At 67.1% G+C, this 15,616-nt stretch carries 10 protein-coding genes; 9 read left to right on the forward strand and 1 reads right to left on the reverse strand.

Going from position 1 to position 15,616, the window contains the following annotated elements; translation table 11 throughout:
* Positions 1-73: 73 nt before the first annotated feature.
* The 9 genes from AC1MFL_RS04485 to AC1MFL_RS04525 all read left to right on the forward strand — a co-directional run bounded on the left by AC1MFL_RS04485 (position 74) and on the right by AC1MFL_RS04525 (position 12,980).
* A complete protein-coding gene (locus AC1MFL_RS04485; protein WP_301228718.1) occupies positions 74-1,264 on the forward strand; it encodes an ROK family transcriptional regulator in 1,191 nt (396 codons plus the stop codon).
* Between the two features lie 130 nt (positions 1,265-1,394).
* Entirely contained in the window at positions 1,395-2,951 is a 1,557-nt protein-coding gene (gene mmsA / locus AC1MFL_RS04490) for a multiple monosaccharide ABC transporter ATP-binding protein (RefSeq protein WP_479813653.1), read from the forward strand.
* A 58-nt stretch (positions 2,952-3,009) separates the two neighbouring features.
* Positions 3,010-4,278 carry a multiple monosaccharide ABC transporter permease gene (gene mmsB, locus AC1MFL_RS04495; RefSeq protein WP_301228714.1) on the forward strand — a complete coding sequence of 423 codons (1,269 nt, stop codon included), beginning with the start codon at positions 3,010-3,012 and terminating at the stop codon, positions 4,276-4,278.
* A gap of 63 nt (positions 4,279-4,341) precedes the next feature.
* Positions 4,342-5,442, forward strand: coding sequence for a substrate-binding domain-containing protein (locus AC1MFL_RS04500; protein ID WP_479813654.1), 1,101 nt, complete (start codon positions 4,342-4,344; stop codon positions 5,440-5,442).
* Positions 5,443-5,634: 192 nt separating this feature from the next.
* Positions 5,635-7,095 carry an ABC transporter permease gene (locus AC1MFL_RS04505; RefSeq protein ID WP_479813655.1) on the forward strand — a complete coding sequence of 487 codons (1,461 nt, stop codon included), beginning with the start codon at positions 5,635-5,637 and terminating at the stop codon, positions 7,093-7,095.
* A gap of 2 nt (positions 7,096-7,097) precedes the next feature.
* Positions 7,098-7,805, forward strand: coding sequence for an ABC transporter ATP-binding protein (locus AC1MFL_RS04510; protein ID WP_479813656.1), 708 nt, complete (start codon positions 7,098-7,100; stop codon positions 7,803-7,805).
* A gap of 91 nt (positions 7,806-7,896) precedes the next feature.
* Positions 7,897-8,967 carry a Gfo/Idh/MocA family protein gene (locus AC1MFL_RS04515; protein WP_479813657.1) on the forward strand — a complete coding sequence of 357 codons (1,071 nt, stop codon included), beginning with the start codon at positions 7,897-7,899 and terminating at the stop codon, positions 8,965-8,967.
* Positions 8,968-11,202: 2,235 nt separating this feature from the next.
* Positions 11,203-12,468 carry a serine/threonine-protein kinase gene (locus tag AC1MFL_RS04520; RefSeq protein ID WP_479813658.1) on the forward strand — a complete coding sequence of 422 codons (1,266 nt, stop codon included), beginning with the start codon at positions 11,203-11,205 and terminating at the stop codon, positions 12,466-12,468.
* On the forward strand, positions 12,465-12,980 hold the full coding sequence (locus AC1MFL_RS04525) for a mucin-associated surface protein (protein WP_479813659.1): 516 nt from the start codon (positions 12,465-12,467) through the stop codon (positions 12,978-12,980). The genes AC1MFL_RS04520 and AC1MFL_RS04525 overlap by 4 nt, the downstream gene beginning before the upstream one ends.
* Positions 12,981-13,152: 172 nt before the next feature.
* On the opposite strand, the gene AC1MFL_RS04530 is transcribed toward AC1MFL_RS04525, so the two are convergent.
* Complete coding sequence (locus tag AC1MFL_RS04530; RefSeq protein WP_479813660.1) at positions 13,153-15,372, reverse strand: NADP-dependent isocitrate dehydrogenase; 2,220 nt, start codon at positions 15,370-15,372, stop codon at positions 13,153-13,155.
* Positions 15,373-15,616: the final 244 nt, after the last annotated feature.

Consider the following 15,616-nt stretch of genomic DNA (forward strand, 5'->3'; position numbering starts at 1 on the left):
TTCCGGACGACATCCCCACCCACCTTGCGTTAACTTCTTGACTACAAGACGGGAATGCGGCACTCTTCATTGCATGCCCTCACCAACGCGCTCAACGAGGAGCCGAACGAAAAACCCGGGATCCCAATCCGCACTCCGGCATCTGAACCAGCAGCGGATCATTGAATGCCTGCTCGCCGGGCCGTCCACGCAGGCGGAACTCGCCCGGCAGACCGGCCTCTCCACGGCCACGGTTTCCAACATCGTCAAGATCATGCAGGACGCGGGGCTGGCCTCCACCGAACCGATCACCAGCTCCGGCCGGCGGGCCCTGAACGTCCGGCTCAACAGCAACGGCGCCGTCGCCGTGGGCATCGACTTCGGCCGCCGGCACCTGCGCGTCGTCCTGGCCTCACTGAGCTACCACGTCATCGCCGAGGAATCGGTCCTGCTCCCCCTGGGCCACCACGCCGAGGAGGGCATCAGCGCCGCCGTCGCACTGCTGGACCGGCTCCTGGCCGGCAGCGGTGTGGAACGCAGCGCCGTCGTCGGGGCCGGCGTCGGCATCCCGGGCCCCATCGACCGCCGCACGGGGACGGTGGCGCAGGGCGCCATCCTGCCCGAATGGGTGGGCATCAATATCCTGCAACGCCTCGAGGAAGCGCTGGATCTGCCGGTGTTCGTGGACAACGACGCCAACCTGGGCGCCCTGTCGGAAGTCACCTGGGGCCCGCACACCGGGATCAGCAACCTGATGTTCCTCAAGATCGGATCCGGCATCGGCGCGGGGCTGATCCTGAACGGGATGCCCTACTACGGCAACGTCGGAATCACCGGCGAAATCGGCCACGCGACCATCCATGAACACGGGCTGGTTTGCCGCTGCGGGAACCGCGGCTGCCTGGAAACCATCGCCTCGACCACCACCATGATCGAACTCCTGGGCCGCGGCGAGGACAAGCCGCTGACCCCGGAGGACATCGTCCGCAAGGCCCTCGCCCGGGACTCCGCCACGCTGCGCGTGGTGGACGACGCCGGACTCGCCGTCGGCCGCGCGCTGGGCAATGTGGCCAACCTGATCAACCCCGAGGTGATCGTGGTCGGCGGCCCGCTGGCCGGACTCGGGGAGCTGCTGCTGGACCCGATCCGGCGGGGCCTGGTCCGGCACGCGGTGCCCGTGATCGGCGAGACGACGACGCTCACGATGTCCTCGCTCGGCGACCGGGCCGAGGCCCTCGGAGCCACGGCCCTGGTGTTCCAGCACGCCGGAATCCGGCGGAACTAGATTTTCGTTATCGGGCCGTTGCGTTAAAGACTTGACGACAAGGCCTGTGATCCAGTTTACTTTTCCATCAGACGGCCCTGCGGTTTGCAGGGGCGGACAACGAAGTCATGCATTGGAGGCGTAAGGGCAGATGACGTCCCTCAACACGCACAGCGATCCGATTATTCTCGAGATGCGCTCCATCACCAAAGAGTTTCCCGGCGTTAAAGCATTGGCCGAGGTGAACCTGCGGGTGAAGGCCGGTGAGATCCACGCCATTTGCGGTGAAAACGGCGCCGGCAAGTCCACCCTCATGAAGGTGCTCTCCGGGGTTTACCCGTACGGCACCTACACCGGGGACATCGTCTACCAGAGCGAAGTCCAGCAGTTCAAGGACATCCGGGCCAGCGAGCACGCGGGCATCGTGATCATCCACCAGGAGCTCGCGCTGATCCCCGAGCTGTCCATCATGGAGAACATCTTCCTCGGCAACGAGCCCACCAAGCGCGGGGTGATCGACTGGGCCGAGGCCCGTGTCCGTTCCACCGAACTGCTGGCACGGGTGGGGCTGCGGGAGGATCCGGAGACCCCGATCAAGGAAATCGGTGTCGGCAAGCAGCAGCTCGTCGAAATCGCCAAGGCCCTGAACAAGTCGGTAAAGCTGCTCATCCTCGACGAGCCCACGGCGGCGCTGAACGAATCGGATTCCCAGCACCTGCTGGACCTGATGCTCGGCCTGAAGGGCCGCGGCATCACCTCCATCATCATTTCCCACAAGCTGAACGAGATCGAGCAGATCGCGGACTCCATCACCATCATCCGTGACGGCAAGTCGATCGAGACGCTGGACGTCAAGGCCGACGGCGTCGACGAGGACCGCATCATCAAGGGCATGGTGGGCCGGACCCTGGAATCCCGCTTCCCGGACCACGAGCCGACGATCGGCGAGGTCTTCTTCGAGGTCAAGAACTGGAACGTAGGCCACCCGCAGATCCAGGACCGCTTGGTCTGCAAGAACTCCAACTTCTTCGTCCGGCGCGGTGAGATCGTCGGCTTCGCCGGCCTGATGGGTGCCGGACGCACCGAGCTGGCCCGTTCTGTCTTCGGCCGCTCCTACGGCCGTTTCCTTTCCGGGCAGATCTACATGAACGGCAAGGAGATCGAGCTCAAGTCCGTCAAGCAGGCCATCGATGCCGGGCTGGGCTACGTCACCGAGGACCGCAAGTCCCTGGGGCTGAACCTGCTCGATGACATCAAGGCCACCACGGTCTCGGCCAACCTCAAGAAGGTCAGCAAGCACAACGTGATTGACGCCAACAAGGTCTTCACCGTCGCTGAGCAGTACCGCAAATCGCTGCGGACCAAGGCTCCGTCGGTGGAGGAGGGCGTCGCCAAACTTTCCGGCGGCAACCAGCAGAAGGTGGTGCTGGCGAAGTGGATGTTCACCGACCCGGAACTGCTGATCCTGGACGAACCCACCCGCGGAATCGACGTCGGCGCCAAGTATGAGATCTACGGCATCATCCAGCAGCTCGCCAACCAGGGCAAGGGCGTCATCGTGATCTCCTCGGAGCTGCCCGAGCTGCTGGGCCTCTCGGACCGCATCTACACCATCTTCGAAGGGGCCATCACCGGCGTGCTCAACAAGGACGAAGCAAGTCAGGAAAACCTCATGAAGCTCATGACCTCCGCACGCAAGAGCGCCTGACCCGCCGGGGCCAGCTGCACCGAAGACTCCGAACACTCCGGAAACAAGGACTGAAACAATGAACGCGCTCAAGAAGCTCCTTGGCGGCAACACCCGCCAATTCGGCATGATCTTCGCCCTGGTGGCATTGATCATCTTCTTCCAGGTCGCCACCGGCGGAAACACCCTCACGCCCGGTAACGTCATCAACCTCTTCAACGGCAACTCCTACATCCTGATCCTTGCCATCGGCATGGTCCTGGTGATCATCGCCGGACACATCGACCTCTCCGTCGGCTCGGTCGCGGCATTCGTGGGCGTCAGCGTGGCCCTCATGATGCGCGACTGGGATATCCCCTGGTATCTGGGCATCCTCTTAGGGCTGCTGCTGGGCGTCCTGATCGGCGCGTGGCAGGGGTTCTGGACCGCGTATGTCGGTATCCCGGCGTTCATCGTCACGCTGGCCGGCATGCTGATCTTCCGCGGCGCCAACCAGTACGTGGGCAAGTCCAACACCATCCCGGTGCCCGCCGACTTCCAGAAGATCGGCTCCGGTTACCTGCCCGAAATCGGGCCGACCACCGGGTACAACAACCTCACCGTGCTGCTGGGTCTGCTCGGAGTGGCCTTCGTGATCTTCAGCGAGATCCGCTCCCGCCGGAACGCCAAGGCCCTGGGCGCCGAGGTGCCCGAAGCCTGGGTCAGCATCACCAAGCTGGTCCTGGTCTGCGGCGCCATCCTCTACGCGACCTACCTCTTCGCCACCGGACGGCCGGGCACGTCCTTTCCGATCCCGGGCCTCATCCTGGCGGCCCTCGTGATCATCTACGGCTTCATCTCCTCCAAGACCGTCATCGGCCGCCACATCTACGCCGTCGGCGGCAACCGGCACGCCGCCGAGCTCTCCGGCGTCCAGTCCAAGAAGGTCAACTTCCTGGTGATGATGAACATGTCCGTCCTGGCCGGACTCGCCGGCATGATCTTCGTGGGCCGTTCCACCGCTTCGGGCCCGTTCGACGGCGTCGGCTGGGAACTGGATGCCATCGCGGCCGTGTTCATCGGCGGCGCCGCGGTGACCGGCGGTGTCGGCACCGTGATCGGCTCGATCGTCGGCGGCCTGGTGATGGCCGTGCTGAACAACGGCCTGCAGCTCCTCGGCGTCGGCGCCGACCTCACCCAGATCATCAAGGGCCTCGTGCTCCTGATCGCCGTCGCGTTCGACGTCTACAACAAGACGCAGGGCAAGAAATCCATCATCGGCCTGATGTTCAAGAACTTCGGCCGGAGCAGCGAGATGAAGGCCGATGAGACCACGTCCACCAAAGAGGTCATCTCCAAGGGCGCCTAGTTCGCCCCCTGATCCGTTCCATCGCGATTCTCCGCACACCACCTAAAGAAAGTGAACCAAGCAATGCGAATGATTGGTAAAGCAGGAAAGGCAGCAGCAATCGCTGCTATTGCGGCACTGGCGCTGACAGCCTGCGGCCGTTCCGACACCGGAACCACCAGCGGCTCGTCCTCCGGGGGCGAAGCATTCCCGAAGAACTCCACCATCGGCGTCGCACTTCCCCAAAAGACGTCCGAAAACTGGGTCCAGGCGGAGACACTCTTCAACGACGGCCTCAAAAATGCCGGCTTCACGCCGGATGTGCAGTTCGCCAACGGCGGCGTTTCGGAACAGCAGAACCAGATCAGCGCCATGATCACCAAGGGCGCCAAGGTCATCATCGTCGGCGCCATCGACGGCGCGCAGCTGGGCACCCAGCTCCAGCAGGCCAAAGACGCCGGCGCCACGATCATCGCGTATGACCGGCTGCTCCTGAACACCGCCAACGTGGACTACTACGTGGCCTACGACAACTTCAAGGTCGGTGAACTCCAAGGCCAGGCGCTGCTGGAAGGCATGAAGGCCAAGAAGCCGTCCGGGCCGTACAACATCGAACTGTTCGCCGGTTCCCCGGATGACGCCAACGCGAAGGTCTTCTTCAACGGTGCCATGAGCGTGCTGAAGCCGAAGATCGACGACGGCACCCTCAAGGTGCTCTCCGGCCAGACGACGTTCGAGCAGGCGGTGACCCAGGGCTGGAAGGCAGAAAACGCCCAGAAGCGCATGGACACCCTGCTCGCCGGGACTTACGGCAGCGCAACGCTCGACGGCGTGCTGTCCCCGAATGACACGCTGGCCCGCGCGATCATCACCTCGGTGAAGGCTGCCGGCAAACCGATTCCGGTCGTCACCGGCCAGGACTCCGAAGTTGAGTCAGTGAAGTCCATCATGGCCGGTGAGCAGTACTCCACCATCAACAAGGACACCAGCAAGCTCGTGGAGCACGCAATCACGATGGTCAAGGACATCCAGGCCGGCAAGAAGCCTGAGATCAACGATGACAAGTCCTACAACAACACGGTCAAGGTTGTTCCCGCGTACCTGCTGGAGCCCGTCATCGTGACCCAGGCCAACGTCAAGACGGCCTACGTCAACGATCCGGTACTCGGACCGATCACGAAGTAATTCCTGTCTGAACAGCACTTCGAAGAGCCCCGGTTCCGCCTCCTGGCGGGCCGGGGCTTTTTGCTGCCCAGGTGCCCGGGGCGCACCTTCACAGCGGATCCATAGCTTCGGATGGCGATCCGCACAGCAGCCCGTACCAGTGTGGTGTCAGCCGCCGGCCATTCCGGCCGGCCTGAGATCCCTAGGAGTCACGTGAGCGTCCTTGCCCGGAGTATAGGCAACGCCTTCAGAAACAAGGTCCGAACAGCGGCCGTCGTGGCCGTATTGGCGGTTGCCATCGGCCTCGCGCTGGCCATGCTGGTGGCCAACCAGGCCGTCGCGGGGAAGGTCGCGGAACTGAATGCCTCGGTGGGCACCGTCCTCACCGTGAACCCGGCCGGCGGCCAGGGCTTCGAGGGCGGCGGCGAGCCGCTGACTGCGGAACAGGCCGCGACGGCGGCCGCCGTGCCCAATGTGAGCACCGTCGTCGGCACCAAGGCCCTCCGGCTGCGCAACGCCGCCGCGGTCGCGGCCCAGACCGGCACCCAGGCCGGCCAGGGCGGCCCGGGCGGCCAGGGCGGCGCAGCAGGTCCAGGCAGCCAGTCCGCCACTGCCGTGACCACAAGCCTCACGGCCGCCGTCGACGCGGGCACGCTCGGCAACCGCAACCAGGCCGGCACCGGAACATCCGGGACCTCCGGCAGCAGCACCGCACCGGCGTTTTCCGTGCCCGTCACGGCCACCGGGATCGGCGCCGAGGTGGACACCACCGGCAAGGCACTGGCGCTGACGCAGGGCACGGGCCTGGGTGACTACACGGCCGCCTCCACCGGCGCCCTGCTGGGCACCACCCTGGCCGAGAAGAATGGCCTGTCCGTTGGCTCAACCTTCACCATCAAGGACCAGAGCTTCACCGTCACCGGCCTGTTCGATGCCGGCACGGCCTTCGGCAACAACGCCCTCTACCTCACGCTCCCCACGGCCCAGACCCTGGCGGACCTCCCGGGCGAGCTGTCCACGATGGTCGTCACGGTCAATTCCATGGAGAACGTCGACGCCGCCAAGACGGCGCTGCAGGCCGCGCTCGGCACCGACAAGGCCGACGTCAGCCAAGGCCAGCGGAACCTCCAGACCGCCGTCAGCTCGCTCGGCAGTGTCAAGAACATCTCCTTCATCGCTTTCGTGGCCGCCCTGGCCACCGCGGGCCTGATCATCCTGCTGATCATGGTCATGCTGGTCCGTGAGCGCCGCCGCGAGATCGGTGTCCTGAAGGCCATCGGCGCCCCGAACCGCACCATCGGCCTGCAGTTCGTGCTCGAGGCCCTGGTCCTGGTGGCCATGGGCAGCGTGGTGGGTGCCGCCATCGCGTCCTTCGCCAGCGGCGGCATCGCCTCCGCCCTGATCAGCTCCAACACCACGACGGCGGCGGCCACGGCCGGCCCGCGCGGCCAGGGCTTTCCCGGCGGAATTCCCGGCGGACTTCCCGGCGGACTTCCCGGCAGGAACCCGCTTGGCGGGGCCAGCCAGTTGCTGACCTCCGTGACCGCGAGCGCCTCCCCCGGCGTCATCGCCGGCGGGATTGCCGCAGTGTTTGGTGTCGCCATCATCGGGGCGCTGGTTCCGGCCCTGCTCACCGCCCGCATCCGTCCCATCGAAGTCCTCCGAGGAGAGTAGCCATGATCGAAGTCAAGAACCTGGTCCGCACGTTCAAGTCCGGCGACCGCACCATCACCCCGGTCAACGATGTGAGCTTCGAGCTCGAGCAGGGCACCCTGGCCTCGATCGTAGGCAAGAGCGGAAGCGGCAAAAGCACGCTCCTGTCCCTGCTCGGCGCCCTCGACAAGCCCACGAGCGGGGATGTGCTCGTCAACGGCGTCAGCCTGGCCGGCATGCCGGATGGCAAGCTCACCGAATACCGCCGTCGGGACATCGGCTTCGTGTTCCAGCAGTTCAACCTGATCCCGAACCTCTCCGCCCTGGACAACGTCATGCTGCCGATGGAGTTTGCCGGGATCCGGAAGGCGGCACGCCAGGAGCGGGCCCGGCAGCTGCTGGAGCAGGTGCAGCTCGATCCGGACAAGCATGTCCGCCGCATCAACCGGCTCTCCGGCGGCGAACAGCAGCGGGTGGCGATCGCTCGCGCGCTGGCCAACGCCCCGAAGCTGATCCTCGCGGACGAGCCCACAGGCAACCTGGACGAACAGACCGGCGAACACATCATCGAGCTCCTCAGTTCGCTGAGCCGGAACCACAACACCACCATCCTCGTGGTCACGCACGACCGCTCGCTGGCCAACAAGACCGATCGGCGGTTCCGGCTCCAGCAGGGCCAGCTGACCGAGGAGGCGGCACGCAGCCGGGCCGCCGCAGGATCACCCGCCTAACCCCCGGCCCGGGAGCGGCGCCACACACGCCGCTCCCGGCTTTCGGCGTGCGCAACCTGGGCACGCCACGCCCGGGTGAGAGGATGACTCCATGAGCGCACACATCGCCACGCCCTGGTTGTTCAGCCAGCAGGACCCCGATCCCCGGACTGCCACCGGCGCCAGGCTGCGCTGGGGCGTCGTCGCCACGGGAGGCATCGCAGCCGCCGTGACCCGGGACCTGGAACTCCTTGCCGACGCCGAGCTTTACGCGGTCAGTTCCCGCACCCAGGCGGCGGCGGATGCCTTCGCCGCCGATTACGGCTTCGCCCGCGCCTACGGGGACCTGAACGGCCGGTTCGGCTACGACCGGCTGCTCGCCAACGACGCGGTCGACGTCGTCTACGTCGCCACCCCGCACGCCCACCACCACGAAATCGCCATGGCGGCCCTGAACGCGGGCAAGCACGTGCTCTGCGAAAAGGCACTCACTGTCAATGCGCGGGAAGCGTCCGAGCTGGTGTCGCTGGCGCGCGCCAAGGGCCTGTTCCTGATGGAGGCGATGTGGAGCCGGTTCCTGCCGGGTATGCAGCGGGCCTTTGAGATCGCCGGCTCCGGCGAGATCGGGGAGGTCAAGTGGGTGGGAGCGGACTTGGGCTTCCCGGCGCCGTATTCGCCCACCTCGCGCCTCTGGGCGCCGAAGGATGGTGGCGGCGCGCTGCTCGATCTCACCGTCTACCCCCTGCTGTGGGCACTGGGCACCCTGGGCTTCCCGCAGAGCGTCAGCGCCACCGGCTGGCTGAACGATGACGGCGTGGACGCCCAGAACGCCCTGACGCTCGGCTACCACCACGGCGCCCAGGCGCAGCTGACCTCATCCCTGCTGGCGCACGGCCCCCGGACCGCCACCGTGGCGGGCAGCGGCGGGTTCCTGCAGTCCATCGGCTCGATCAACAACCCTAAGGAACTCCTGGTCCGCGTCGGCTTCGACGAGCCCCGCAGCGAGTCCTTCAACGTCGTGGGACGGGGCTACAGCTACGAGCTGCGCGAGGTGACCCGCTGCATCCAGCAGGGGCTGACCGAGAGCCCGGTGATGCCGCTCGAGGACTCCCTGAACACCATGCGGCTGTTCGACGGCGTGCGCGCCCAGCTGGGAGTCAGCTACCCGAACGACGCCCGGTGACCCCGGTTTCCGGCGCCTGAATCCGCCCAAGTTTACGACGCGCTCTGGACTCACGCCCGCGCGCGGACTTACCCTATAGGCAACCGTCCAGCTTTCGGGGAAATGGGGTGTGCGCGTGGACCCAGCATCAGTCCCGTTACGCGCACGCCGCCGGCTCGGCCGGGTTCTTCTGGGAAGCGTCGCCGGCGTCGCATGGCTGGCGCTGTCCGCGACGGTCGCCAGCGCTGACGACGCCACCACTGCCCCTCCGACGGCCGACGGCACGGTCGCAGCCGTCACCATGGCTCCCCCGGGCTCCAACCCCGCCCTGACACGTGCAGCGCCGCCGGCTGCCGCCGTGGTCGAGGCCGCCATCGGGGCCGGCCACGTGCCCGCGGGAACGCCCTGGGCTGGTGTCCCGGTGCCCGTCCCCACGGTGGTACCGGCCCCGGCACTCACGGTGGCCCCAGTGGCGCCGGTGGACACGGAGCCCGTGGCTGAAGTAGCCGCCCCGGCACCCGCGCCCACAGCCACGGCACTCCCGACAACCACACCGGCACCCCCGCCCGCCACAGCAGTCCCCGCCCCGGCACCCGAACCAGAACCAGAACCCACGGCCCTCCCGACAACCACACCGGCTCCGCAACCCGCTCCCGAGCCGGTCACCGCGCCGGCACCAACTCCCACACCAACGCCGACACCAATCTCAACAACGACCCCGGTCCCGAGCCCGACACCCACGCCGACTGGCTCCAGTCCCACTCCATCGCCGACTCCGGTCGCTACGTACCCGGCGCCCGCCCCGGGCTCCACTTCACCAGTAGTGGCCCCGACGCCAACGCCGGTCGTAACCGACCCGGCGGATCTCACGCTGCCGGTGATAGATCCAGCTCTCCCGGTTACGGGGCCTGCCGACCCGCTGGTGACAGACCCACTGGTGACGGACCCGCTTCAGGCAGTGCCAGTGGCCCCGGTTGGGGTACCGACGGCTGGTCCGGCGGCCCCGGATCTGGCGGTCCTTGACGTGGTGGTGGCGGTCGATGCAGTGCTGCCTGGACCGGTCGGCGCACCACCGGACCCTGTCGGGGCCGTGTCGGACACCCCTCCGGACTGCAAAGCCACCCCCGCAGCCTTAGCCGTGGTTCAGGGGGCGTCCCCGGCGCCCGGCACTGGGTTCGTTGGCACGGCCCTGTACCTGCCTGCCCTCGATAGCAGCCCCGTGCATCTGACCGGGACGGCCCAGCCCTCCGCCAACGTGCCCCCGGCAGGTTCTGCCCCGGGAGGCACTGCGCCACCAGCACCAACCGGCCACAACAACCCCAGCCCCTGGCCCAATGGGACAGGTCTGCCTGCTCCCAATGCCCTGCCGGCGGCCCCCGGTTCTGGATCCGGAAACACCGTCTCGTCCGGTGGACCCGGCGGCGGCGCTGCCTGGCTCCCAAGCCCGTATCTTGTCATTCCCACCGCCGGCTCCGATCCAATCAGCGGTCCGCTGCAGCACGTGCATTCAGCCGACGCAGCCGATCCCGGTTCATCTCCTGACTAGTTAGCCGTCTCTGCCCTCCACAGAGCACGGCCAATCGGGCTGCCTTGAGCGCCCGCCAACAGTCATCAGGAGACCCCCAATGGACGCCACCGTCCGCTGCCGTCATTCCGGCACCCCTCTTTCCGCCGCAGCCTCCCCCGCCGCCGTGCTGGCGCCTGCAACCCCGCACCGCGGAGCTGACCGCCCGGCCGGACCGCCGGCGCGCCGCAAACCGACAACTCGCCATGAGGACCGCCCACCGTAGTCCCGCGCCCGCCCTCGCAGAGGTCTTGTGAGGCCGGAACGACGTCGTTGGGTCCGCTGGGGGACTCAACGGCACACGCTCCGGCAAGGCATTCCGTCGTTGGGTCCGCTAGGGGGACTCAACGCCGCACCCGCCCGGCAGGGCATACCGTCGTTGGGTCCGCTGGGGGACTCAACGGCACACGCTCCGGCAACGCATACCGTCGTTGGGTCCGCTGGGGGACTCAACGGCACACGCTCCGGCAACGCATACCGTCGTTGGGTCCGCTGGGGGACTCAACGGCACACGCTCCGGCAACGCATACCGTCGTTGGGTCCGCTGGGGGACTCAACGGCACACGCTCCGGCAGCATCCAACCCGCACGGCGGCCGTCGGTCCGCGGCCGCCGTGCAGGCAGCAGATACCCGTCCCGGTATCATTCTTGAGGGGCGCCGCCTTGGCGCCCGGGGAAGGGACGGGGACAAGCGTGGACAGTTCGCCCAATAGCAACACGGCACAGCTCCTGGGCGGCCGCTACCGGCTGGGGGAAGTGATCGGCCGGGGCGGAATGGCGTCCGTTTACAGCGCCAAGGACATGAACCTGGGCCGCGATGTGGCACTGAAGCTCTTTGCCCCGCAGTCCGCCGACCCGGACGAACTCCGGCGTCAGGAAGCCGAGATCGAACTGCTGGCAACCCTGAACCATCCGAGCCTGGTGACACTCTTCGACGCCGGCACGGACAGCCGCATCCCCGAGGAACCACGGCCGTTCCTAACCATGGAACTTGTGGACGGGCAGGACCTCCGGGCCCGGATCCGGCACAGCCCGCTGCCGCTGGATGAGATCGCGGTCATCGGGGCCGGGGTCTCGGATGCCCTGGCCTATGTGCACTCGCTCGGCATCATCCACCGGGATATCAAGCCGGCCAACATCCTGCTTGTACCGGTCCGGCCCGGGGAACCTTTGCGGCCGAAACTCACCGACTTCGGGATCGCCCGCCTTGTGGACGGGACCCGGCTCACCGCCACCGGCACCATGGTGGGAACCGCCGCGTACCTGAGCCCGGAACAGTCCCGGGGCGCCGACCTGGGTCCGGCAAGCGACATCTATTCGCTCGGACTGGTCCTGCTCGAATGCATCAAGGGCGACGTCGAGTATCCCGGCAGCGCCGTGGAATCCGCCGTCGCGAGGCTGCACCGGACCCCGGCCGTCCCCGACACCGTGCCCGCCGAATGGGCCCAACTCATCCGGGCCATGACCGCCCTGGATCCCCTGGACCGCCCGTCCGCCGCGGACCTCGAAGTGGCACTGAGGCATGCCCTGGTCTCCCCCGCCTCCCTGCCCGGCCTGCCCGCCGAGGAGCGCGCCCGTGTTCTGCCTGCCCCGCCGGCCCGTCCCCCGCGGCAATCCCCAGCCGCCTTGGGCACCAGCCACGGCACGGTTGTAGCCCCGGATCACAGTGGCAGCTTGAACCACGTCACGCGGGCCCTGCCTGCCCTGGACCCCGACGCGGCCACCTCTGCGCAGGCAGACCGCGGCCCGCTGCTGGCCCGGGCCGCCTCGCGTTTCCGGCAGGCCCGACGCCGCACCCGGATCCTGCTGTCCCTCGCGCTGCTGGCGGTCGTGACGGGTGCCGTCGCAGCCGCCGTCACCCTCGCAACCCCGGAACCACCCGCCGTCGCTCCTTACCCGGCAGTGACCGGGGACGTGGGCATCCACCTGCAGGAGCTACAGAAAAGCGTGGAACCATGAGCCGACCAACGCGTCCCTCGCCCGGGCCGGCCTTTGGCAGCCCCCGTCGGATCCTCGCCGGCTGGCTCCTCGGCACGGTGCTGCTCACCGGCACCCTGGCCGGCTGCGCCGCGGCTCCGGAGCTGGACCCCGCTGCCGCCCGGGAACTTCAGGCCCAGGTCCTTTCCGTGACCGAGGCTGCCGCCGCCAATGATCCGTCGGCGTCGCTGAAGCACCTCGACGAGCTCGCAGTGAAACTGGACGAAGCGGCCGCCCGTGGCGAGGTGTCCTTTAAGCGGCACCAGAGCATCAGGAAGTCCGTCGACGCCGTCCGCGTGGACCTCAGCGCCCAGCAGGCCGAAGCTGCCCGGGTTGCAGCCGAACAGGAGGCGGCAGCACAGGCCGCCGCGACTGCCGCAGCCCAGGCCAAGGCCGCCGCCGCGGCGGCAGCAGCAGCTCCCCCGCCCGCCGTTGCGCCGGCTCCGCCGGCCGATAGCGGCAAGACCAAAGCTAAGGGCAAGGGCAACGGCTAAGGCCGTACCGATCCACACCGACCGCCAGGACACTTGAGCCATGGCGGCGCCTAAACCGGAACGTCTCCGACAGCAAAAACGCCGAACGGCGCACCGGAAATCTCCGGTGCGCCGTTCGGCGTAACGCCATGCGGGGCCAAAGCAGTGCCGGCAGGACGCCGGCTCAGCGGAACTAGCTCAGCATGGACAGCACTTCGCTGAACTTCGCCGAGGGCCGCATCACTGCGGTGACCTTGGCCTCGTCCGGGCGGTAGTAGCCGCCGAGGTCCACCGGGGAGCCCTGGACGGCGAGGAGTTCGCCGATGATGGTCTGCTCCGCGGAATCCAGCGCACCGGAGACGGCGGCGAAAGCCGCGGCCAGCTCGGCGTCGTCGGTCTGGCGGGACAGTTCCTGGGCCCAGAACTTGGCCAGGTAGAAGTGGCTGCCGCGGTTGTCCAGTTCGCCGGCCTTGCGCTTCGGGGACTTGTTCTCCAGCAGGAAGGTGCCGGTGGCGCGGTCCAGCGTGTCGGCAAGGATCTGCGCGCGGGCGTTGCCGGTGGAGGTGGCCAGGTGCTCGAAGCTGACGGCCAGGGCCAGGAACTCACCCAGGCTGTCCCAGCGCAGGTGGTTTTCCTTGAGCAGCTGCTGGACGTGCTTCGGTGCGGAGCCGCCGGCGCCGGTTTCGAAGAGGCCGCCGCCGTTGATCAGCGGGACCACGGAGAGCATCTTGGCGCTGGTGCCCAGTTCCAGGATCGGGAACAGGTCCGTGAGGTAGTCGCGGAGCACATTGCCGGTCACCGAGATGGTGTCCTCGCCCTTGCGGATGCGCTCCAGGGTGAAGGCCGTTGCCTCGTCCGGGGACATGATTCCGATCTGGAGTCCCTCGGTATCGTATTCCTTGAGGTATTCCTCGACCTTGGCGATCATCTGGGCGTCGTGGGCCCGGCCCTTGTCCAGCCAGAAGATGGCCGGCATGGCGGAGGCACGGGCGCGGGTGACGGCCAGCTTGACCCAGTCGCGGATCGGCACGTCCTTGGTCTGGCAGGCGCGCCAGATGTCGCCCGGGGCAACCTGGTGTTCGATCAGCACGGTGCCGGCGTCGTCGACGACCTGCACGGTGCCGGCCGACTGGATCTCGAAGGTCTTGTCGTGGCTGCCGTATTCCTCGGCGGCCTGGGCCATCAGGCCGACGTTCGGGACGGTGCCCATGGTGGTCGGGTCGAAGGCGCCGTGGGCGCGGCAGTCGTCGATGACGACCTGGTAGATGCCGGCGTAGCTGCTGTCCGGCAGGACGGCGAGCGTGTCGGCCTCCTGGCCGTCGCGGCCCCACATGTGGCCCGAGCTGCGGATCATGGCCGGCATGGAGGCGTCCACGATCACGTCGGACGGAACGTGCAGGTTGGTGATGCCCTTGTCCGAATCGACCATGGCCAGTTCGGGGCCGTCGTTCAGTCCCTGCTTGATGGCGGCTTCGACGTCCCCGCGGATCTCCTCCGGGAGGTCCTCAAGGCCGTTGAGGATGGAGGCGAGGCCGTTGTTCGGGCTCAGGCCGGCGGCGGCGATCTGGGCGCCGTACTTGTCGAAGAGCTCGGAGAAGTACGCCTTGACGACGTGGCCGAAGATGATCGGGTCCGAGACCTTCATCATGGTGGCCTTGAGGTGGGCGGAGAACAGCACGCCCTCTTCCTTGGCGCGGGCAACCTGTGCGGCGAGGAAAGTGTCCAGGGCGGCGGCGCGCATCACGGTGCCGTCGATGACCTCGCCGGCGAGGACGGGGAAGGCCCGCTTGAGGATCTTGACCGTGCCGTCTTCCTTGACCAGCTGGATCTTGATGTTCCCATCGGCCTTGATGACGACGGACTCCTCGTTGGCGCGGAAATCATCGGAGTCCATCGTGGCGACGTTGGTCTTGGAGTCGGGGGTCCAAGCGCCCATGCTGTGCGGGTTCTGGCGGGCGTAGGCTTTGACCGAGAGCGGTGCGCGGCGGTCGGAGTTGCCTTCACGCAGTACCGGGTTGACGGCGGAGCCCTTGATCTTGTCGTAGCGGGAGCGGATGTCCGTCTCCTCGTCCGAGGAGGGGTTGTCCGGGTAGTCCGGGAGGGCGTAGCCCTGGCCCTGGAGCTCCGCGATGGCAGCCTTCAGCTGCGGCGTGGAGGCGCTGATGTTTGGCAGCTTGATGATGTTGGCTTCGGGCTTCTTGACGAGGGCGCCAAGTTCAGCCAGGGCGTCGCTGACGCGCTGCTCTTCGGTGAGGTAGTCGCCGAACGCGGCGATGATGCGGCCGGCCAGCGAAATGTCGCGGGTCTCCACTTCCACACCGGCCGTCGAAGCGAAGGCTTCGACAATCGGCAAGAACGAATAGGTGGCCAGCATCGGCGCTTCGTCGGTGTGGGTATAGATAATCTTTGCCATTGCTCGGGCGTCTCCCTGAAGGTCTGGGTATTTCCGGAATTTTTTTGCCATTTCAACACCCCTAACTTACCCGAGGGAGCAGGGTTGCCGCCTACCGGCGTCCTATGGTGTGATCTCCATGACGCCAGCAGCATGCCATGACAAGAATTGACAAAACGCTTTACATATTCGTCAAAGTCCCGTAGTTTCGTTCCCATCACGGCGGCCACCACCGGGCCAGCCCGCCTTCCACCGGTTAGGACAC

Source organism: Arthrobacter sp. BG3 (assembly GCF_056680185.1).

Excerpts from the sequence above, each read along its gene's own strand:
- AC1MFL_RS04485 (WP_301228718.1), top strand. The coding sequence starts at position 74 with ATGCCCTCACCAACGCGCTCAACGAGGAGCCGAACGAAAAACCCGGGA.
- mmsA (WP_479813653.1), top strand. The coding sequence starts at position 1,395 with ATGACGTCCCTCAACACGCACAGCGATCCGATTATTCTCGAGATGCGC.
- mmsB (WP_301228714.1), top strand. The coding sequence starts at position 3,010 with ATGAACGCGCTCAAGAAGCTCCTTGGCGGCAACACCCGCCAATTCGGC.
- AC1MFL_RS04500 (WP_479813654.1), top strand. The coding sequence starts at position 4,342 with ATGCGAATGATTGGTAAAGCAGGAAAGGCAGCAGCAATCGCTGCTATT.
- AC1MFL_RS04510 (WP_479813656.1), top strand. The coding sequence starts at position 7,098 with ATGATCGAAGTCAAGAACCTGGTCCGCACGTTCAAGTCCGGCGACCGC.
- AC1MFL_RS04515 (WP_479813657.1), top strand. The coding sequence starts at position 7,897 with ATGAGCGCACACATCGCCACGCCCTGGTTGTTCAGCCAGCAGGACCCC.
- AC1MFL_RS04525 (WP_479813659.1), top strand. The coding sequence starts at position 12,465 with ATGAGCCGACCAACGCGTCCCTCGCCCGGGCCGGCCTTTGGCAGCCCC.
- AC1MFL_RS04530 (WP_479813660.1), bottom strand. The coding sequence starts at position 15,372 with ATGGCAAAGATTATCTATACCCACACCGACGAAGCGCCGATGCTGGCC.